The organism is Apibacter sp. B2966, from assembly GCF_011082485.1.
In the GTDB taxonomy this organism is placed as follows: Bacteria; Bacteroidota; Bacteroidia; order Flavobacteriales; family Weeksellaceae; genus Apibacter.
Genome location: NZ_CP049714.1, coordinates 1 through 21,681 on the forward strand (window position 1 = coordinate 1; position 21,681 = coordinate 21,681).

General features: G+C 31.8%; 13 protein-coding genes and 2 rRNA genes. 6 read left to right on the plus strand and 9 right to left on the minus strand.

Annotated elements, in window-relative coordinates:
• The 3 genes from G8C43_RS00005 to G8C43_RS00015 all read left to right on the plus strand — a co-directional run bounded on the left by G8C43_RS00005 (position 1) and on the right by G8C43_RS00015 (position 4,636).
• Positions 1–2,335 (plus strand): 23S ribosomal RNA (locus G8C43_RS00005).
• Between the two features lie 73 nt (positions 2,336–2,408).
• Positions 2,409–2,516, plus strand: a 5S ribosomal RNA gene (gene rrf / locus G8C43_RS00010).
• Between the two features lie 716 nt (positions 2,517–3,232).
• Complete coding sequence (locus G8C43_RS00015; protein WP_160542395.1) at positions 3,233–4,636, plus strand: anion permease; 1,404 nt, start codon at positions 3,233–3,235, stop codon at positions 4,634–4,636.
• 50 nt (positions 4,637–4,686) lie between these two features.
• On the opposite strand, the gene G8C43_RS00020 is transcribed toward G8C43_RS00015, so the two are convergent.
• Positions 4,687–6,834, minus strand: coding sequence for a S46 family peptidase (locus G8C43_RS00020; RefSeq protein WP_166003172.1), 2,148 nt, complete (start codon positions 6,832–6,834; stop codon positions 4,687–4,689).
• 195 nt (positions 6,835–7,029) lie between these two features.
• On the opposite strand from G8C43_RS00020, the gene G8C43_RS00025 reads away from it, so the two are divergent.
• A complete protein-coding gene (locus G8C43_RS00025; protein WP_166003174.1) occupies positions 7,030–9,255 on the plus strand; it encodes a RelA/SpoT family protein in 2,226 nt (741 codons plus the stop codon).
• A gap of 238 nt (positions 9,256–9,493) precedes the next feature.
• Here the strand turns inward: G8C43_RS00025 and G8C43_RS00030 are convergent, their stop codons facing one another.
• Together G8C43_RS00030 and G8C43_RS00035 are read right to left on the minus strand one after the other, a co-directional pair.
• Positions 9,494–10,372, minus strand: a complete 879-nt coding sequence (locus G8C43_RS00030; RefSeq protein WP_166003176.1) for a PPK2 family polyphosphate kinase — start codon at positions 10,370–10,372, stop codon at positions 9,494–9,496.
• A 267-nt stretch (positions 10,373–10,639) separates the two neighbouring features.
• Positions 10,640–11,464: an S-adenosyl-l-methionine hydroxide adenosyltransferase family protein gene (locus tag G8C43_RS00035; protein ID WP_166003178.1), complete on the minus strand. Its 825-nt coding sequence runs from the start codon at positions 11,462–11,464 to the stop codon at positions 10,640–10,642.
• 66 nt (positions 11,465–11,530) lie between these two features.
• Here G8C43_RS00035 and G8C43_RS00040 point away from each other — a divergent pair, with 66 nt between their 5' ends.
• Entirely contained in the window at positions 11,531–12,484 is a 954-nt protein-coding gene (locus G8C43_RS00040; RefSeq protein ID WP_166003180.1) for a PhoH family protein, read from the plus strand.
• Positions 12,485–12,688: 204 nt separating this feature from the next.
• On the opposite strand, the gene cmk is transcribed toward G8C43_RS00040, so the two are convergent.
• From cmk to G8C43_RS00070, 6 genes are all read right to left on the minus strand, one after another.
• The gene (gene cmk / locus G8C43_RS00045) at positions 12,689–13,387 is read right to left on the minus strand and encodes a (d)CMP kinase (protein WP_185152352.1); all 699 of its coding nucleotides are present in this window, start codon (positions 13,385–13,387) and stop codon (positions 12,689–12,691) included.
• A gap of 6 nt (positions 13,388–13,393) precedes the next feature.
• Positions 13,394–14,410, minus strand: coding sequence for a type IX secretion system protein PorQ (porQ, locus tag G8C43_RS00050; protein ID WP_166003182.1), 1,017 nt, complete (start codon positions 14,408–14,410; stop codon positions 13,394–13,396).
• Positions 14,411–14,505: 95 nt separating this feature from the next.
• Positions 14,506–15,897, minus strand: coding sequence for an arginine decarboxylase (locus G8C43_RS00055; RefSeq protein WP_160542388.1), 1,392 nt, complete (start codon positions 15,895–15,897; stop codon positions 14,506–14,508).
• 172 nt (positions 15,898–16,069) lie between these two features.
• Complete coding sequence (gene dapF, locus G8C43_RS00060) at positions 16,070–16,933, minus strand: diaminopimelate epimerase (RefSeq protein ID WP_166003184.1); 864 nt, start codon at positions 16,931–16,933, stop codon at positions 16,070–16,072.
• A gap of 213 nt (positions 16,934–17,146) precedes the next feature.
• Positions 17,147–18,454 (minus strand): ABC transporter permease, encoded by a 1,308-nt coding sequence (locus tag G8C43_RS00065; protein ID WP_166003186.1) that lies wholly within the window; start codon positions 18,452–18,454, stop codon positions 17,147–17,149.
• Positions 18,451–19,371, minus strand: coding sequence for an ABC transporter ATP-binding protein (locus tag G8C43_RS00070; protein ID WP_166003188.1), 921 nt, complete (start codon positions 19,369–19,371; stop codon positions 18,451–18,453). The genes G8C43_RS00065 and G8C43_RS00070 overlap by 4 nt, the downstream gene beginning before the upstream one ends.
• A 197-nt stretch (positions 19,372–19,568) precedes the next feature.
• Here G8C43_RS00070 and G8C43_RS00075 point away from each other — a divergent pair, with 197 nt between their 5' ends.
• Entirely contained in the window at positions 19,569–21,653 is a 2,085-nt protein-coding gene (locus G8C43_RS00075; RefSeq protein WP_166003190.1) for a DUF5686 family protein, read from the plus strand.
• The last annotated feature ends 28 nt before the right edge of the window (positions 21,654–21,681 follow it).

Consider the following 21,681-nt stretch of genomic DNA (forward strand, 5'->3'; position numbering starts at 1 on the left):
GAAACCATACGCCTACAAGCGGTCGGAGCATCGTAAGATGTGACGGCGTGCCTTTTGCATAATGAGCCTACGAGTTAATTTCACTAGCGAGGTTAAGTAGTTCAGCTACGGAGCCGCAGCGAAAGCGAGTCTGAATAGGGCGTTTAGTTAGTGGGATTAGACGCGAAACCTTGTGATCTATCCATGGGCAGGTTGAAGCTTTGGTAACACAAAGTGGAGGACCGAACCGGTTGACGTTGAAAAGTCTTCGGATGACCTGTGGATAGGGGTGAAAGGCTAATCAAACTGGGAGATAGCTCGTACTCCCCGAAATGCATTTAGGTGCAGCGTTAAGAAAGAGTATACTAGAGGTAGAGCTACTGATTGGATGCGGGGGTTTCACCGCCTACCAAATCCTGACAAACTCCGAATGCTATTATATGTTTCTTAGCAGTGAGGGCATGGGTGCTAAGGTCCATGTCCGAGAGGGAAAGAACCCAGAGCAACAGCTAAGGTCCCGAAATGTATACTAAGTTGAACAAACGAGGTCAGACTGCCCAGACAGCTAGGATGTTGGCTTGGAAGCAGCCATTCATTTAAAGAGTGCGTAACAGCTCACTAGTCGAGCGGTTTGGCATGGATAATACTCGGGCATAAGTATACTACCGAAGCTATGCGAAATGAAAATTTCGGTAGGGGAGCATTCTATATGCGCAGAATCAGTAAGGTGACTTATTGTGGAGCGTATAGAAAAGAAAATGTAGGCATAAGTAACGATAATGAAGGTGAGAAACCTTCACGCCGAAAATCCAAGGTTTCCTCAGCTATGCTAATCAGCTGAGGGTAAGTCGGGACCTAAGGTGAATCCGAGAGGAGCAATCGATGGGAAATCGGTTAATATTCCGATACCGGCTGTAAATTCGATGGAGTGACAGAGTAATGACACTACCGCGTACTGACGGAATAGTACGTTAAAGCATGTAGGTAAATCAGCAATAGTAAAATGCGTTGCCGATGCCGAAAGTGAAAGTACCAGGAAGCTACGGTGGAATGGATAGTGTAGGTAAGAGCTCTCAAGAAAAACTTCTAAGGCAAGTTTACAGCGCCCGTACCAAAACCGACACAGGTGGATGAGGAGAGTATCCTAAGGCGCTCGAGTGAATCATGGTTAAGGAACTAGGCAAAATAGACCTGTAACTTCGGGAGAAAGGTCGCTCCCCGTAAAAAGGGAGCCGCAGTGAAAAGGCCCAGGCGACTGTTTATCAAAAACACAGGACTCTGCAAAATCGCAAGATGACGTATAGGGTCTGACACCTGCCCGGTGCTGGAAGGTTAAGGAAGGAGGTTAGCGCAAGCGAAGCCTTTGACTGAAGCCCCAGTAAACGGCGGCCGTAACTATAACGGTCCTAAGGTAGCGAAATTCCTTGTCGGGTAAGTTCCGACCTGCACGAATGGTGTAACGATCTGGGCACTGTCTCAACCATGAGCTCGGTGAAATTGTAGTATCGGTGAAGATGCCGATTACCCGCAATGGGACGAAAAGACCCTGTGAACCTTTACTATAGCTTCGTATTGACTTCGGGTAAATGATGTGTAGGATAGGTGGGAAACTGAGAATCGGCTTCGCCAGGAGTCGAGGAGTTGACGTTGAAATACCACCCTTTATTTATCTGGAGCCTAACTTCTGAACAGAAGGACATTGCGTGGTGGGTAGTTTGACTGGGGTGGTCGCCTCCAAAAGAGTAACGGAGGCTTTCAAAGGTACCCTCAGCACGCTTGGCAACCGTGCGCAGAGTGTAATGGCATAAGGGTGCTTGACTGCAAGACCGACAAGTCGAGCAGGTGCGAAAGCAGGACATAGTGATCCGGTGGTTCCGTATGGAAGGGCCATCGCTCATAGGATAAAAGGTACTCCGGGGATAACAGGCTAGTCTCCCCCAAGAGCTCACATCGACGGGGAGGTTCGGCACCTCGATGTCGGCTCGTCACATCCTGGGGCTGGAGAAGGTCCCAAGGGTTGGGCTGTTCGCCCATTAAAGTGGCACGCGAGCTGGGTTCAGAACGTCGTGAGACAGTTCGGTCTCTATCTATTGCGGGCGTAGAATTTTGCGTGGAGTTGACTCTAGTACGAGAGGACCGAGTTGAACAAACCTCTGGTGTATCAGTTGTGCCGCCAGGTTCACCGCTGAGTAGCTAAGTTTGGAAGAGATAAGCACTGAAAGCATATAAGTGCGAAACTCGCCACAAGATAAGAATTCGATATAGGGTCGTGGGAGAATACCACGTTGATAGGCTACAGGTGTAAAGGCAGTGATGTCATAGCCGAGTAGTACTAATTACCCGGAGATTTCGTCCAAAATAAAAAATAAAAGTTAATACAATTGGCCGTAAGAGTTTACAAAATTTATATAAAATCCCATTAAGATATTTAGGGTGGTTATAGCGGTAGGGCTCACCTGTTCCCATTTCGAACACAGAAGTTAAGCCTACTTGCGCTGATGGTACTGCAAACGCGGGAGAGTAGGTAGCCGCCGGTTTTTTAAAAAAGAAAGCTTTGTATAGGTAATATACAAGGCTTTTTTTGTTTTGGGTTGGAGTGGTTTATTTGGTTGGTGGATTTTTAAACTTATAAACTTTTAATTTAGCTAAACAATTAGCTAACTCTCGTAATTTTATATCAGACCTTTACTGTCTATGATGATATTTAATACATATTCTTCAATGTTATTAAAATAATCTCAATCCCGATAAGGACTTTCTTATTTAAAAATAGTAAATCTAAATATTTTTTGAAATCATATAATTTGAAGAAATAGGTTTTATTGATTTTTATTTCTTTTATAACTCTTTTTTGATAGGTTTTTTCTTTTGATTCTTCGGAGACAACAATATTTTAAAAAAAATATCTAATATTTAGTTTTTTCTAATCTTAAAATTTAACTTATTTATAAATTTATCTATTAAATATATTCTTGTGACTATTAGATTATTACATTTTTAATCATTTTAAAAACTAGAATCTCCTACACTTTTTTTTGGATTAATTATTGCTCTTAGAATAAAAAATTGTATGAAATGTTTCATATAACCTAAAAGTTTAAAAAATGGTAATTTCGAAGGGAATAAATGATTCTAAATACTATGATACATTTTTTACTTCATATATATTTATTGATAGTTGACTTATATCGTTAAACAATTAGAATTTATTTATATAATAATTAAAAACAAATTAAATACATATAGTTAAATTATGAATAAAAATATATTAAAGTTTTTATTGGTTATTTTAGTAGGAGTTATTCTTTGGTTCGTACCTGTGCCGGATGGTCTTGATGTTAAAGCTTGGCATTTGGCATCAATTTTTATCGCAACGGTTTTAGGATTGATTCTTTCTCCGTTTCCTTTGGGAGCAATGGCAATCTTTAGTATGACCACGGTAGTTGCTCTAGATTTAATTCCGATTAAAAGCGCCTTAAAAGGATTTGGAGATACAACAATCTGGATGATAGCTTGTGCTTTTTTTATTTCAAGAGGATTTATTAAAACAGGCTTTGGAAGAAGAGTAGGATATCTTTTCATTAGTAAATTAGGAAACAGTTCCTTAGGTTTATCTTATGGTTTGGTTATGACCGATTTAATTTTTGCGCCGGCAATGCCATCCACATCTGCACGTTGTGGCGGAATAATAACCCCTTTATTTTTATCTATATCAAATGCCTATGATTCTACTCCAGAAAAAGGAACTCAGAATAAGATCGGGGCATTTTTAGTACAATGTATATTTCAATGTAATGCAATTACATGTGCCATGTTTTTAACTTCGATGGCAGGCAACCCTATGATAGCAAAATTTGTTGAGAATATGGGATATACCATCTCATGGACTGATTGGGCAAAGGCCGCAATTGTTCCCGGCTTGTTATCTTTACTTGTAATTCCATACGTTTTATATAAATTTTATCCACCTGAATTAAAACATACCCCCGAAATGAAGGCTATTGCAAAAGAAAAGCTTAAAGAGATGGGTAAAATGACTACCAAAGAGTGGATTGTTCTGGGTGTATTTTCTTATTTAGTAATTTTTTGGGTATTAGGATCATTTCTTAAAATTGATGCGACATTTACAGCCTTTGTAGGATTATGTATTTTATTATTAACTCGTGCTCTAGATTGGAATGATGTAATTAGTGAAAAAGAAGCATGGCATACAATTATATGGTTTGCGATACTTATGACATTAGCTTCTCAATTGAATACTTTAGGATTTATTCCTTGGTTTGGAAATTATGTAGCTGAATCGGTGAAAGGTTTACCTTGGTTACCGATGTTATTTATACTTTTATTGGTGTATTATTATGTGCATTATCTTATGGCAAGTGCTATAGCACATATCAGTGCGATGTACGTTATATTTGTTTCCATATCGATAGCTGCAGGGGCTCCACCAATGTTAGCAATATTATTATTTGCATTTTTCAGTAATTTAAATATGTCAATTACACATTATTCGAGCGGACCCGCTCCTATTTTGTTTGGTTGCGGATATATACCATTGGCAAAATGGTGGAAGATCGGATTTTTTATGAGTTTAGTTATTTTGGCCATTTGGCTACTAGTGGGAACCGCTTGGTGGAAAGCGATAGGATTGTTTTAAAAAATAATTATATAAAAAAAGGTTTTCTAATTTAGAAAACCTTTTTTATTTTACTTTACAATTTTCATTTCATCTATAAGCCTTTGGGCTCCTGCATATTTATCGATTATAAATAATATATAACGAATATCAACCATAATGTTTCTGCAGATAGAAAGATCATAATTAATATCGCTCATAGTGCCTTCCCAAACCCTGTCGAAATTAAGTCCTACCAAATTACCATGAGCATCAAAGGCGGGACTTCCTGAATTACCCCCGGTAGTGTGGTTGGTTGCAATATAATTTACTATGATATCTCCATTTTGTGAATAAGGTCCAAAATTTTTTTGATTGTACAATGTTATTAATTTTTTAGGTAAATTAAATTCGTAATCATCAGGAATATATTTTTCAATAACACCGGATAATGTTGTAAAAGGTTTATAATAGACTCCATCTTTTGGTGTATATCCGTTTATTTTACCATAAGTAACTCTTAAAGTAGAATTTGCATCAGGAAAAAATTTTTTTGAAGGAAAAGTCTTTAATTGAGCATTCATATAATTTCTTTGCAGGCTGTCATTTTTTTTATCAAAATCATCATGAAATGGTAAAATTTTTCTTCTGTACATTTCAATATAAGGAGTAATAAAGTTTAGTACTGCATCGTCTTTTAATTTATACTTTATATTTTCCTTAGAATCGGAAGATAATATTGATAAAAGATCTCCTCTTTCACGAGTTATATAAGAATTTTTCCATAAATCAGTTAGGTAAATATTACACGAAGATTCTTTTTCAAAATCTTCATGACCGGCTACCTGAAATCTTGGCTCAATATTCATACTGTACATGGAAAGCATTTTTGAAGATACTTTCCTGTCTAATTCCGAATCATAATTTTTATAAATTGAACTCACATTTTTTATTACTCTTAATTTAATTTTATCAAAGTCTTGATCAGAAGCATTAAGAAGATTGGATACTATATAAGCCATACGAAAAGTTTCAGAATTCGAATAGAAAACTTCATTAAAATAAGTGTAAGCTTTATTATATCCACTATTATTTTTATATAAATCATTTAATGCATTTACTAAAGACAGATTTTTATTTTTAACATCAAGATTTATTTGACTTTGCTCTACCAATTGATTTTCATACTCTTTTCTTTTTTCGATAGCATTTGATTTAAGTAACCCTTGATTTTCGCCGATCCATTTTTTCCATCCGTTAGCGATAGATGCATATTTTGCCGCATATTTTATTTTTATTTCTTTATTTGCACGCATCGCATGATCTAAAATTTTTAAAGATTCATTACGTAAAGAAATTCTTGATGGATTGGTTATTTCCAATAGTTGTTCAATAGCAGATGCCGGTAAATATTCTTGAGTTCTCCCGGGAAATCCGTATACAAATGAAAAGTCATTTTCCTTTTTCTCTTTAATTGATATAGGTAAATAATACTTGGGGGTATAAGGTACATTATCTTTAGAATATTTTGCCGGATGATTATTTTTATCTGCATAAATCCTAAATAGGGAAAAATCTCCGGTATGCCTAGGCCACATCCAGTTGTCGGTATCTGATCCGTATTTTCCAATAGAAGATGGAGGAGCTCCCACTAATCGGATATCTTCGTAAGTTTCTGTAATAAAAGCATAATATTGATTACCGTTGTAAAAAGGCAAGATGGCAATGTCTTGATAGTACTCTTTTTTAATGGTTGAACTAATTTTATTAATATTATTTTTAATAATAATGTTTCTTTGTTGTTCAGTAAAATTATCGCTTATACCCAATAATATTTGAGAAGTTACATCTATAATATCAACAATAAAAGTTGCTTTTAAGCCTTCGTTCGGTTTTTCTTCTTCATAGTTAGAAGCCCAAAATCCATGGGTTAACAGGTCATTGGTAACTGTAGAGTGTGATTGTATGCTATAGTAACCGCAATGATGGTTAGTAAGTAATAATCCCTTAGGTGAAATAACTTCAGAAGTACAGCCTCCTCCGAAATGAGCAACCGCATCTTTTATGCTTGGATTATGGGTATTAAATATTTGTTTTGGAGATATTTTCAAACCCATTTCCTTCATTTCTTTTTCATTGAGCTGATTAGGTATCCACATACCCCCACCCGTTTGAGAGATTAAAAATGAAGCATTAAAAAAACAGGTTAATAAAAAAGATTTTAGCGTAATTTTTTTCATTGATACTATAATTAGTTTTTCAAAAATATAAATTTATAAATAATATAATAACATAAAAAAGTTAGAATGCATATTTAAAAGAAAAATTAATTAGCTTTGTGTAACTAATAAAAGTTAAAATTTTAATAGATAAATAAAGAATAATGTTATGATTCGCATATAAATTGTAACTAGTAAAATAGACTAAATAGTGGTATGGACGAAATAGAACTAAAAAAAGAAGAAGAAGAAATAGTCAAACGTTACAAAGATATGCTTCGTAACACCTACAGAGATTTGACTACAGAAGATAAATCTCTGATTAGAAAAGCTTTTGAAGTTGCAAAAGAGGCTCATAAAGATCAAAGGAGAAAAACCGGAGAACCTTATATATATCACCCTTTAGCCGTAGCTAAAATTGTTGCAGACGAAATAGGCTTAGGAGCAACAAGCATAGCATGTGCTTTACTGCATGATGTAGTGGAAGATACTCAGTATACCATTGAAGATATTTCCAATTTATTTAATCCTAAAGTAGCTAAAATTATAGATGGACTTACCAAAATATCCAACATAGACCATCAAAATCTTTCGTTACAATCCGAGAACTATAGAAAGTTGTTACTTACCTTGTCTGAAGATGTTAGAGTTATTTTAATTAAGATAGCTGACAGACTTCATAATATGAGGACTTTGGACAGCATGAAAAGTTCTAAACAGAAAAAAATTGCTGCTGAAACCACCTATATATATGCTCCTTTAGCCCATAGAATGGGGCTATATACCATCAAATCTGAGCTTGAAGATTTGAGCTTAAAATATACCGATCCGGAATCTTATTTTTTAATCGTTAAAAAACTTGAGGAAACAGAAAAAGACCGTCAACGATATATTGAAGAGTTTTCAAGGATTATGCAAGAAAGCTTAAATGCCGAAGGTTTGAATTTTACTATTAAAGGACGACATAAATCCGTTTTTTCAATTTATAAAAAAATGAAAAAACAAGATGTTTCCTTTGAGGAAGTTTTTGATTTATTTGCTATTAGAATTATATATAAATCTGATTATAAAAATGAAAAATTCCTGGCTTGGAAAATTTATTCCATAGTTACGGATAAATTTATGCCTAATCCCAGCAGAATGAGGGATTGGATTACAACTCCAAGATCCACGGGATATGAAAGTTTACATGTTACCGTCATAGGTCCGGAATCTAAATGGGTGGAAGTACAAATCCGATCGGAGAGAATGGATGAATTGGCTGAAAAAGGTATTGCCGCTCACTATAAATATAAAGAAGGATATAAGGGAAGAGAAGATAATCAAATTGAAAATTGGATTTCTCAAGTCAGAGAAATGTTGGAAAACTTGGGAACGGCCTCTACAAAGGAATTATTAGATGATTTTAAATTAAATTTATACACAAAAGACATTTTTGTCTTTACTCCTAAAGGAGATTTAAAAGTACTTTCGGCAGGAGCAACGGCTTTAGATTTTGCTTATTCCGTGCATTCCGGTATCGGAGATCATTGTTTAGGAGCTAAAGTGAATAATAAATTGGTGCCGTTAAGTTATAAGTTATCAAGTGGAGATCAGGTGGAAATACTGACGTCCAATGTTCAAAAACCTAAAGCAGATTGGTTGGATTTTGTTGCCACTTCAAAAGCAAAATCAAGGATCAAAGCGGCATTGAATTCGGAAAAAAGAACGTATACAGAAGAAGGTAAAGAATTATTAATTCGTAAGTTACGGCACTTAAAAATTAATTTTTCAGAAGAAGAATTAAATTCCATTCAAAAATTTTTCGGAGCAAAAACCAGTCACGATGTTTTTTATCAGGTTGCTACCGGTGTCATCGATAGTAAAGCACTAAAAAAATATAGAGATAGTAAAGGAGTTTTAACAAACTTATTATCCAAATTAAGAAAAAGAACCTCTATAATCACTGAAAATAATTTTCTGGAACCCAAAGAAGAGGAAAATTATGATATGATTGTTTTTGGAGATGATGAAGAAAAACTAAATTATCAATTAGCGCAATGCTGTAATCCAATTCCGGGTGATAATATTTTTGGTTTTGTAACCATAAACAGTGGTATAAAAGTTCATAAAGAAAGCTGTTCCAATGCTATTGATATGCGAGCTAATTATGATTACAGAGTAATCCCGGCTAAATGGGTAAGTAGTTCAAGCAGGGATTTTCTGATAGAAGTTTCATTACAAGGAATTGACAGAAACGGTATTTTTAACGATATAACCACTCTTATTTCTAATAAATTTAAAATTAGTATAAAAAAAATAAACATTAATTCCGAAGATGGTATCTTTTACGGAAATTTAATATTATTTGTAAAAAATACTCTTCAATTAGAACAAATTATAGAAGAGTTGCATAATATTGAAGGTATAACCAATGTTAAAAGATCTGAGATAAAAAAATAATTTATCATTTAGTTACTTTGTAATAATTTAGAGTATAAATTATTATTGTATTAAAAAAGTTTTTTTAATATAATATAGATTTATGGTAATCTCAGCGAAGAAATTAATTATAAACTCGAAAAAACTGTTTTTATTTATCTCAAAGTTGAAAGAAACAATTATAAGATAAATAAAAATTGTTGAGCAATAAGATGGAAGTTGTTTGTTCTACTCAACTAAAATAAACAAAGTGTGAATTTTAATCTTTTTCATTGAGTAAATCTTGATAAGCAATTTTTAAAGCCTCCTTTTCTTGTTTATTTACCTCCGGATATTTTGGGTTCATAGATTTTAATGTTTCATTTATAATGTAAGCCATTATCAATTGCCCGTAAGATTTATTATCAAAAGGAACAATAAACCAGGGACAATTTTCAGTGGAAGTTTTTTCAAAAGCCATTGCAAAAGCTTTTTGATATTCATTCCAAAATTTACGTTCTTTTAAATCAGAAGCTGAAAATTTCCAATTTTTTTCTTTTTCATTAATTCTCTTAATAAATCTTTTTTTCTGCTCGTCTTTACTTATATTGAGGAAAAATTTAATAATTCGAGTACCATTGTTAAACATACGATTTTCAAAATTTTTAATTTCCTCATATCTTTTTTCGAAAAACTCATCATTAATATCTTTGACAGAATTTATAGTAGGAATTTTTTCATTTAAAATAAATTCAGGATGTACTTTGCAAACTAATACATTTTCATAATGAGAACGATTAAATATTTCAATTTTTCCACGTTCGGGCATTTTGATAATATGTCTCCATAAATAATCATGTTCATACTCTAAAGAAGAAGGTGTTTTAAAAGATGATACATTTACTCCTTGAGGATTTACTCCAGTCATGATTGCTCTTATGGAACTGTCTTTTCCGGCAGCATCAATTCCTTGTAAAATAATTAATAAAGATTGTTTGTTTTCAGCATTTAAAATATTTTGATAATAATCTATATTTTTAATTATTTTCTTTATCTCTTTTTTATTTTTTTTGAAATTTTCAGGTGATTGAGTAGTATAATTTTTAAGATTTACTGATTTTCCTTCTATCACACGGAAATCATCAATGGTAATTTTCATAATATATTATATTTTAATTGTTTTTTATATTAATTGTTTAAACGAACAAAATAAACTAATTTTTTTATAAAATAGAATGTTATAAATAATTTGTAAATTTATTCTGATGTGTAGATGTGAAAATATTGTACCAAAGTATATTTTTATATTCTTATTTTTTTTCTAAAAAATATAAATCAGAATTTTTTAAAGTTTTACACATGAATGATCACATGTATAGGTAAAAAAGTGTATAAAATAGGAAGTGTAAAAAATATGATTTACTAACTACGAAAAAACAATGCGGATATTAGTTCCTATATATAAGCCCATTAGAGAACTTGCGCCTCCAACGGTTTTTAAATTACTCTTATACATGGAAATTTGTAAATAGCCCGAAGAATTAAAAATAGCAAAAGCTTTTCCATGATATTTTTTGTCCTCAGGATCTGTCCCAAGTATATCGGTATATTTAGATTTGATTTCAGTGAATTGAACGTTTCTGGCAAAAATTATAAAGTCCTTTTTTTTTCCAAATTGGTAAAATTGTTCTTTACTAATGTTGGTTATTGCATTACCGAAATTATCTACATGAATAACCATTCCTGTTAACGAATTATCTTCGCTTTTTTCGACCGGTTTGGGTTGAGTTAATTCTTTATAAGAATTTATTTTTCTACCTATTAATTCTATTTTTCCACCTCTGGCAAGATGACAGGCCACAGGAATGAAAAGATCTTTAGTTAAAAAATGAAGATCATCGTATTTATTAATCGTGATTTCATATACTTGATCGGGAATGTATTCTTCAGCGATTAAAGAAAGAATGCCGTTATCATTGCATATAAAAAAATGACCGTTGATTTCTGCAGCTAAAGATTTTACAAATGGAGAAGGCAACGCGTCGACACCAATTATATGAATGGTTCCTTTAGGAAAATTTTTGTATGAATTTTGAATAATATAAGCAGTTTGAATTAAATCAAAAGGCATAATTTGATGTGAGATATCAACGACTATAATATCCGAAATTTGGCTGTATATAGCACCTTTAAGAGCAGCCACATGGTAATCGTCTAAACCAAAATCGGTAGTAAGTGTTATTATTCCCATTTTTTATTATCCTACACAAAGTTATTGCTTATTTTTGTTATGTAAAATTAAAAAAGGAGTTAAAATTTGAATCAAATACGAATTACTTTAGAAGGGGTGGATTTAAAAACTTTCTATGGTGAATATAATCAAAACTTTAATCTGTTGATTAATCATTTTCCCAAATTAAAAATTACAGGAAGGGATCGGGTAGTGTCGGCAGCAGGAAATGATGCGGATTTAACTTTGTTTAATAATAAAGTTAAAGAAATAACAGAATATATAAACAGATATAATAAGTTAAATGATATCGCTCTTGAAGGAATACTTTCTAATGGAGAAAAGCAGAATGAGCTTAGATCCGAATCTGAAGATATTATCGTTCACGGAATAGGAGGAAAACTTATTAGGGCTAAAACAGAAAATCTTAAAAAGCTGGTGAAAGCAGTCGAAAACAATGATATGGTATTTGCCATTGGTCCGGCAGGAACAGGGAAAACCTATACTAGCGTTGCTTTAGCTGTAAAAGCTTTAAAAGATAAACAAGTAAAAAGAATTGTGCTAACTCGTCCGGCTGTGGAAGCAGGGGAAAGTTTGGGATTTTTACCCGGTGATTTAAAAGATAAATTAGATCCCTATCTTCAGCCTTTGTATGATGCATTACGAGATATGATCAGTCATGAAAAACTGGCTTCTTATATTGAAAAAGGAGTCGTACAAATTGCTCCTTTGGCATTTATGAGAGGTCGAACCTTAGATGAAGCCTTTGTAATTTTAGATGAAGCTCAAAATACGACCCATCTGCAAATGAAAATGTTTTTAACGCGTATGGGGGCTAATGCTAAGTTTATTATTACGGGAGATCCCGGGCAAATAGATTTGCCTAAACATCAGAAATCCGGCTTAAAAGAAGCTTTTCATCTTTTAAAAAGAGTTAAGGGAATAGGTTTTGTGCAATTGACAGAAATTGATGTGGTAAGACATAAATTAGTAAGAAAAATATTAGAAGCCTATCATAAACAAGAAGAGATAGAAGAATAGTTTTTCATTTTCTTTTCTAAAATAAAAGATCTTATTGAAAAATAAAATCCTTATTAATTTACTTATTTATAAGTTTTAATAAGAAACAGATTAATAAAAATTAATCCGTTATACTATAAAAAAATAGTAATATTTTCGAATTTTTTAAAAATAAACTGAATTATCAGCAGCATCAAGATAAATAAAAAAGGATTATTTTATAAATCAGATTTCAAATTTATCTTTAACAATTTGAACCATTTTATTATAGGTTTCTTCTTTGCTTAAATGAGTGTTATCGATAAGAATGGCGTCTGCGGCCTGAATTAATGGTGACACCGATCGGTTGCCATCGATGTAATCTCTTTGCTTAAGATTTTCTTGAACCTCTTCTAAAGAAATGTTTTTGTGTTGATTTTTATATTCAGTGAATCTTCGTTTAGCTCTTTCTTCTATACTGGCAGTAATAAAAAATTTTAAATCAGCATTTGGAAATACGACCGTTCCAATATCTCTACCATCCATAACAATTCCGCCGTTTTTTCCTATATTTCTCTGTTGTTTTACTAAATATTCTCTTACTTCAGGTATTTTTGCCACCCATGAAACATGTTCAGATATGTCAAAAGCACGAATTCTATTTTCAACATTTTTTCCATTAAGATAAATTTCATTGGTATTGGAATCAGAATTTAGCTTAAAGTCCAAATGAATATCATTTAAATGGGTTAGTAAAGTTAGCTCATCTATAGTATTATTTTTATAAAAATTTTCAATAGCATATAAAGTTACAGCTCTATACATTGCACCGGTGTCTATATGAATCCATCCAAATTCTTTGGCTAACATTTTTGCATAGGAGCTTTTACCGGTGGAAGAATAACCATCAATGGCAATTATAGGTTTTATCTTGTTGTTTTTCATGTTATTTTACCAATCATAACGAGGGGCAAACATATTTTCCAAGTCTATACGTAGTCCAAATGTATTGGTGTTTCCCGCAGCATTATATCGCCCCCAAGCGTAATCAAAGCGAAAATATGAAATTTTCACACCAAAACCAAGAGTTAATCCGGCAAATGAACGTTGATCTTCGATCGCCAATTCATTACCTCTCTTAAAATTATATCCGGCTCTGAGGTTGAATCCTGACTCAGGAAAAAGTTCGGCACCTATCGAAATATGATCTATAATTTTTCTTCCTCCATTGATCTTTTCTCCCTTTTTATTAGTTGGAGATGAAATATCAAATTTTTGTAAGTCATGTAAGGTAAGAGTTAACTCCATCGGTAATTTTTCGAATCGTTGCGAGATTCCTAAATTTGCTTGAATGGGTAATTTTTCTCTTCTATCATTATAATAAGTTAATTGTCCACCAAAATTTCTAACCACAGCAGAAACGGTAGTATAGTAATCAATATCGTGAAATACCACCCCAAGATCAGCCAAAAGAGCGGAAGAGGTATAACTTTCAATTTTACTGGTAACATAAGATAAATTTCCGCCCACCGTAAAGAAATCCGAGATATTATAGGCATAACCCAAAGTTACTGCTGCGTCTTTTGCTGTAAATTTTCCGGTTACATTTCCAATTTCATCGGCGGCCTTAAGATCTCCATAATCTACATATCTGCCATGAAGGGAAAAAAAGTGCTTACTTTCTTTAGCATTATAAACATAGGAAACAGCTCCCAATTTGACATCTGCTAAATAAGAGGAATAATTTATTCCCGCTTGGTTATGCATTTTATCGTTCATCATTGCCGGATTGAACATAGCCATATTAGGATCATTATCCCAAGAAGAGTTAGCATTACCTCCTAAAGCCGCTTGACGGGCAGATACGGTCATATTCATAAAAGTATATATTTCTTGCCCGTTTTGAGAATAGACAATGGAGTATAAACTAATGAATATAATTAGTATAAATTTATGCAATAGACGCATTATAGTAAAAATTACAAGAAAATAAATCAGGTACGCTTGATGGTACTTTTTTGTAATTATAAACTATGAATCTGTCAATTTATTGTATGGGGCTACTAATAACCTAAAAGATCTAAAATTTGCTTATAATTTTGTTCCTCTCGAAATACCTCATAAGTAAATTCGCCGTCTTTATTTTTATTGATCAAAATATGTTTTGGCTGCGGAACCAGACAATGGTGCACCCCTCCGAACCCGCTAATGGCATCTTGATAAGCTCCTGTATTGAAAAAACCTATATATAAAGGTTTTTCTTCACTGAAAATAGGAAGATAAATGGCATTAACGTGTTGTTCTGAATTATAATAATCATCGCTATCACAAGTAAGACCTCCTAAGAAAACCCGTTCATAGGAATCTTCCCAACGATTGATAGGAAGCATGGTAAAACGACGAGAAATAGCCCAAGAATCAGGTAATGTAGTCATAAAAGAACTGTCAATCATATCCCATTTTTCTCGATCATTTTGTCTTTTTTGACTTAAAATTTTGTAAACAATCCCTCCACTTTCTCCAACAGTGAATGAACCAAATTCGGTATATAAAGTAGGTTCTTCTACTCCTTCTTCTTCACAGAATTTTTTTATTTGGTAAGTAATCTCATTGACCATATAATAATAGTCGTAATCAAAATTCAAGGAATTTTTTATAGGAAAACCTCCTCCTATATTGAGCGAATCCACTTCGGGTGCGATTTTTTTCAATCGAGCATAAACTCGCAAACATTTATAAAGTTCGTTCCAATAATAGGAAGTATCTTTAATCCCCGTGTTGATAAAGAAATGCAACATCTTTAAACGAGCAAAAGGATGATTTTGGATTTTTTGAGCATAAAAAGGAACAATATCTTTATATCCGATTCCCAAACGAGAAGTATAAAACTCAAATTTAGGTTCTTCCTCAGAGGCAATTCGAATACCTATATTAAAATTAGTATCTATGCTGTCGGAAAGTCGATCGATTTCTCTGAAATTATCCAATACAGGTAATATGTTAGAAAATCCGCCGTTAATCATTTCCGAAATAATTTTTAAATATTCATCGGTTTTGAATCCGTTGCAAACAACTTCTATATTTTTATCGACAATTCCTTTATCGTATAATCTTCGTATAATTTCCATATCGTTTGAAAAAGAAGTTTCCAAACTAATTTTATTTTTTAAAGCTTCTTCAACCACGAATGAAAAATGACTTGATTTCGTACAATAACAATATCTATATTCATTATTGTAATTATTTTCCTTAAAAGCCTTTTTAAACCATTTTTTGGTTTGTTGTATGTTTTGCGATATTTTAGGTAAATAATTGAACTTAAAAGGAGTTCCGAATTTTTCAATTAAGTCCATTAAAGGGATGTCATGAAATAATAAATTTCCGTTATCAACCTTAAATTCGGGCTGTGGAAAATCAAAAGTTTGTTGAATTAAATCGTGATACTTTATTTTCATTTTAAATAGTGGAAAAAAATCAGATTACAAATATCTATAAATTTACTAGTTAATAAATGCTTTTTTAAAAAAATTAATAATTTTTTCCATCAAATATTAGATTTTAAAAATATTTTAACAATTTTAAGTTATCATTTATCAAATTCAGGAAATATTTTTTTATTGACAATAATTATAAAAAACTGTTTATTAGTTCTTCATGCAAAACACCTTCACAAATTTGGCGAACTTCTCCGGTCATTCTTATTTGCCAATGATCATCAATTTCTATTTTAAGTTCTCCTCCGGGCATTTTAATGGTTACTTTATTATTTATTAACCCTTTTTTTCTTAATACACTGGCTACTGCACAAGACGAACTCCCTGAGGCTAAGGTGAAACCGGCCCCTCTTTCCCAAATTAATATTTGAACTTCATCTCTATTCAGTACTTTTGCAAATTGAACATTTATACGGTTAGGAAATTTTGAAAACGTTTCAATTTTAGGGCCGTATTTTTTTATTTCCTCACTATCTAAATTTTCTTTGAGAATCACACAATGTGGATTTCCTACAGAAACACAATTGATTAGAAACTCTTGATCATCGATAGTAATGCGTTCATCTTGTACTTCTTCCGAATTAAAGGAAGTGGGTATTTGTTTTGAATCAAAAATGGCATGACCCATATCTACTGTTATTAAAGCAGCCCTCTCATTTAAAGTTTCTTGTATGGTTGCACGAACTTTTCCTCCTTTGGTTTCTACTGTAAATTCCTTTTGAGGAATAATTTTATAATCGTATACATACTTGCAAAAAATTCTTAATCCATTTCCGCTTTTTTCTGCTTCGGAACCATCCGGATTAAAAATTTTCAGACCTATGTCAGCCGTTTCTGACTTTGTTTTTACTAATATTCCATCAGAACCTATTCCGAAGTTTACGTTACAGATTTTTTGAATGGCTTTTTCAGTTAAAGGAAAAGTAATAGTATCTTCATTGATTACTATGTATTCGTTACCCAAACCTTGGGATTTAATAAAAGAGTTTTTTTCCATCAGAACGGATTTTTTTTAAATTAATAAGATGGTATTTGAGCATAAATATAAAATTTATTTTAATTCATGTTCTAAATTTTTACTTTTTAAATTTTTGATTGTGCTGCAGAGGTGACTATTGATTTAAAATTAAATTAAAGCCCTTTACATAAAAGCATCAATTGAATTCTTATTTACTAATTTTCGGAGTAAGAAATAAAGCAGAGAAATATATTATGATTGTTTAATCCACTTGAAAATTTCTTTTAAAGTTACTTTTTTTCCATACATAAGTATTCCAATCCTATAAATTTTACTTGCAATAAAAACCATTACTAATACCGATCCGACCATGGTAATAATTGATACTGCCAATTGCCAACCAGGTATTCCATAAAAGGATCGGGTAACCATAGCCATGGGAGAGGTAAAAGGAATAATGCTTAACCAAAATGCCACGGGGCCTTCCGGATTGTTTATGATACTTATGCATCCATAAGCTCCTAAAAGTAAGGGGATTACAATTATTGGAATAAATTGTTGAGTTTCTGTATCATTATCGACAGCAGCTCCAATGGCTGCAAAAAAAGAACTGTAAAATAAATATCCCGTAAAAAAGAAGAAAAGAAAAACGAAAATAATTAACGGATAGTTAAGATTGAAAAGGGCATTAATAGTGTCGCTAATTTGAATTTGCATTTCTTGATTAAGAATATTTCGTAAATCATTTTGTTGAATGGAAAGCGTTAATTCATGTCCTAATATCAGTTTACCCATACTAAGAAGGAGCAGGGTCATTCCAATCCATATACAAAATTGAGTTAAAGCAATTAACGTTGTACCCAATATTTTTCCCATCATTAATTCAAAAGGTTTAACAGATGAAATAATTATTTCAACCACCCTGTTATTTTTTTCTTCCATAATGCTTCTCATCACACGTGTTCCGTAAATAATAAAAAACATAAGATTTACATACATTAATGACAAAGATAGAATTTCTTTAATTAAGTGGTTATCCTCTGATTTGCCTTCTTTAACATTAGTAATTTGTAAGGATATTTTGGAATTAATTTTATCTATATCGGATTGATTTATTCCTAATAATTTTCTTCTTTTTTCTTCAATTTTTTTATTGATGGTTTCTTCCAATGAATAGAGAAGATTTTTGTTCAAATTTTTGTTTGTATAAAGTTGGATATGGTCTTGCAAATTATTTAATAGAGAATCTTTGGTTTTGGGTATATACAAGATAGCATCTAATGAATTACTTTGTGCTAACGAATCTTTTAAAGCTTGTAAATCATTATCTGTATAAAAATTAAAGATATTTTTTTCATTACTCTTGAAATCAGGATAAAATTCATGGGTTGAATCAATGATGGCAATACGTGAATTGCTTTCATTAATTTTAATCATAAAACCAATGATTGCTACGGCTAGGATTACTAATATCGGAGCAAAAAAAGTAATAAGAACAAAAGATTTTTTTCTTGCCTGAGTAAGAAATTCTCTTCTCATTACCAAAAAGATATTTCTCATAGATTTTTTGAATTTACAGCATTAATAAAAACTTCATTCATACCGGGGATTTCTTCATAAAAAGAAAGTATTGTTCCTTTAGATGAAAGTTCTGATAAAAGGGATTTTGAGCTTTCCCGGTCAGTTAGTTTAATTGAAAATGAATATTCATTATCCATTTTTATTAAATTTTCGATCGGATTAGATAATAGATGTTCAATATCATGGGATTGTATATCAGTAATCCTGATATTAAATTTTCCTTGTTTAAATTTATGTCTGATATCTTTAACCGAACCATCTAAAATTTTTTTTGAATTATGGATAAGAGCAACATAATCACAGAGTTCCTCAACAGATTCCATTCGATGAGATGAAAATAAAATGGTAGTTCCTTTTTCTTTAAGCTCAAGAATTTCATCTCTTATAAGATTGGCATTTACCGGATCAAATCCGCTGAAAGGCTCGTCAAAAATTAATAATTCGGGATTATGCAATACAGTAACTACAAATTGAATTTTTTGAGCCATTCCTTTAGATAATTCGCTCAATTTTTTATTCCACCATTTTTCAATTTTTAGTTTATCAAACCAATATTCTAAACGCGACTTGGCCTCCGTTTTATTCATGCCCTTAAGCTGGGCTAAATAAATTGCCTGTTCGCCAATTTTCATATTTTTATACAGTCCTCTTTCTTCCGGCATATAACCTATATGTGAAATATGTTTGGGTTGTAGAGGCTCTCCATTAAAATAAATTGTACCGCTGTCCGGCTTAGTGATTTGATTAATGATTCTTATAAACGTAGTTTTTCCGGCACCGTTCGGACCTAAAATTCCATAGATACTGCCTTTAGGAATTTTTATGTTGAAGTTATCTAAGGCAATTTTGTCTTCATAAGTTCGGGTAACATTTTCAGCTACAATAAAATAATCCATTTTTGAGTTGTATTATTTATTCAATCACAAATAGCAAATGTACTATTTTTATAGAAATTTGTTTATGTTAAATACTTTATATTTGCCCCTAAAATAAAGTATGATTAAGTTTTAATTTTAAACTTAGTTGTAATACACATTTATTTGACTATATGAAGAATTTTCCGGTTTATATTTTTTTGTTTTTTCAAATATTTATGTTCTCTCAGAATTTAGAGATGAAATATTATCTACCGGATCATCCTCATTCCCGTGTTTATAAAATTTTAAAAATGGTTAAAAAGAACGAAAAAATTAACCATCCTAACCATTTAAATTCTTATAATTATTTTTTATATACTAAATTCTATATTGATGATTTTAGTAATGTTATGCATAGTATGAATAGTGATTCATCTGAGATTGCAAAGTTAGAGAAAAAGGAATATATATTTTTAGGAGAGCGGGTGATAAAATACAGATATGACACAAGATACGGGAAAAAAAATATAATTTTAGCCGATCAGGTTTCGGGCTTTAAAAAACCTTTTTATGAGTTGTTTTCTGAACCTTTTTTTCAAGAAGAATTTCCTAATCTTTTCAAGAATAAATTCAATTCCTATAATTTTAAATTAATTGACAGTATTGTAATCGATACTAAAAAAAATTACATTATTTCATTCGGATCCAAAAAAAACTTGTTAATAAATGGGAGCAGGGGAACGTTGTATATTGACGCTAAAAGTTTTGCAGTAGTTAAATATTCAGGGGAAGAATATAATTCAAATTATACTCGTTATTTTGAATATCAATGGAAATCGTTCAAAGGGATATGGTATTTAAAGTCTAAAACCAATAAAATAAGAATAAGTACCATTGATATTACCAAATTTTTGACAAATTCCAACAAGGAACAAAAATTTTTGTTTTCTCCCTGGATAGTTATCCAGATGACAACGTCTCATTTTACATCCAATAAGTCTTTTACAAGAAAAGATTTTAGAGGGTATGAATATGAATTGGAAAAAAATTTTAATACGAATACGGAATCTAAAATTAAAAACTTTCGTAAAACTCCTTTAACGCAACGAGAAAAGAATACCTATGCAAATTCCAGCTTTTTCAATGCGTTACCCATTGAAAAAAATATTCGTCTTTTGAATTCGGTAAAAAATTGGAAATTACCTTTAGGTAAAGTGGATTTAAATGTATTGAATTTGATGAATTATAATGATTATGAAGGATTTAGGTTTCAGTTAGGAGGAAAAACCAATTACAAGTTTAGTAAAAATATATCCATACTCGGATATCTTGCCTTTGGGACGAAAAATACCAACAGTAAAGGTGCGTTGGGAATGGATCTTAATGTAAACAAAAAAAATAATGGAAAAATAAAGCTTTTAGGATACTCTGATGTAAATCCGTTTTCTAAAACTATTGATAGATTTCCTAATCGTGAGGAACAAATAAAGGACGAATTAAATTACATTCAAAATTCAATTTTTTATACTTACAGAGGAGGAAAGCTCGCTTATGAACAAGATATAGTAAAGAAAGTTACTGCTTCGGTGGAAGCGAATTATGAAGTTCAAAAATCGGATTATGAATATTCATTTAAATCTTATACGCCTTCTCATAAATATACGTTATTTTCAACTTCTTTACATCTTAAATACACACCATTTGCTAAATACCTGATGACTCCGGAAGGAAAAATGACGGTAGAAGATAAGCCCGTTTATTTTTATTTTGATTATACCAAAGGGTGGAAAACTTTAGGAGCTGATTTCAACTATGATCGTTTTGACTTAGCTGCTCATATATCTGTAACTAATCCAATAGGGGAGAGTTCCTTAGTTATGAATTCCGGATATATTTTCGGAAAAACGGTTTTATGGAATAATTATGGAAGTTTTGGTAATGCGAAAGTAGGGAAATCAATAGGAAATAGATTTTCAATGAAAGGCTATCGATCACTGGAAACCTTAGCACCCGGAGAGTTTTATGCGGATAAATATGTGGCTTTTTTCTTAACTCATTCTTTTAAAGACATAAATTTTATAGGAAACAGTAAGTTGCAATTTTCTTTAGTTTATAATGGATTACTAGGAAATATGAATCATAAAGAAATCCATAAATTAACTTCTTTTTCAGTTCCCGACAACTATTATCAAGAAGTTGGAATGGAGCTTAATAAGCTAATTTACTATTTTGGATTGGGAATTTATTATAGAATGGGAGCCTATCACCTTCCTACTTTCGATAAAAATTTATTTCTTAAATTAACTTTTAGTCTCTTTTAAATAGCATATTTCTTTAGATTTAATTATA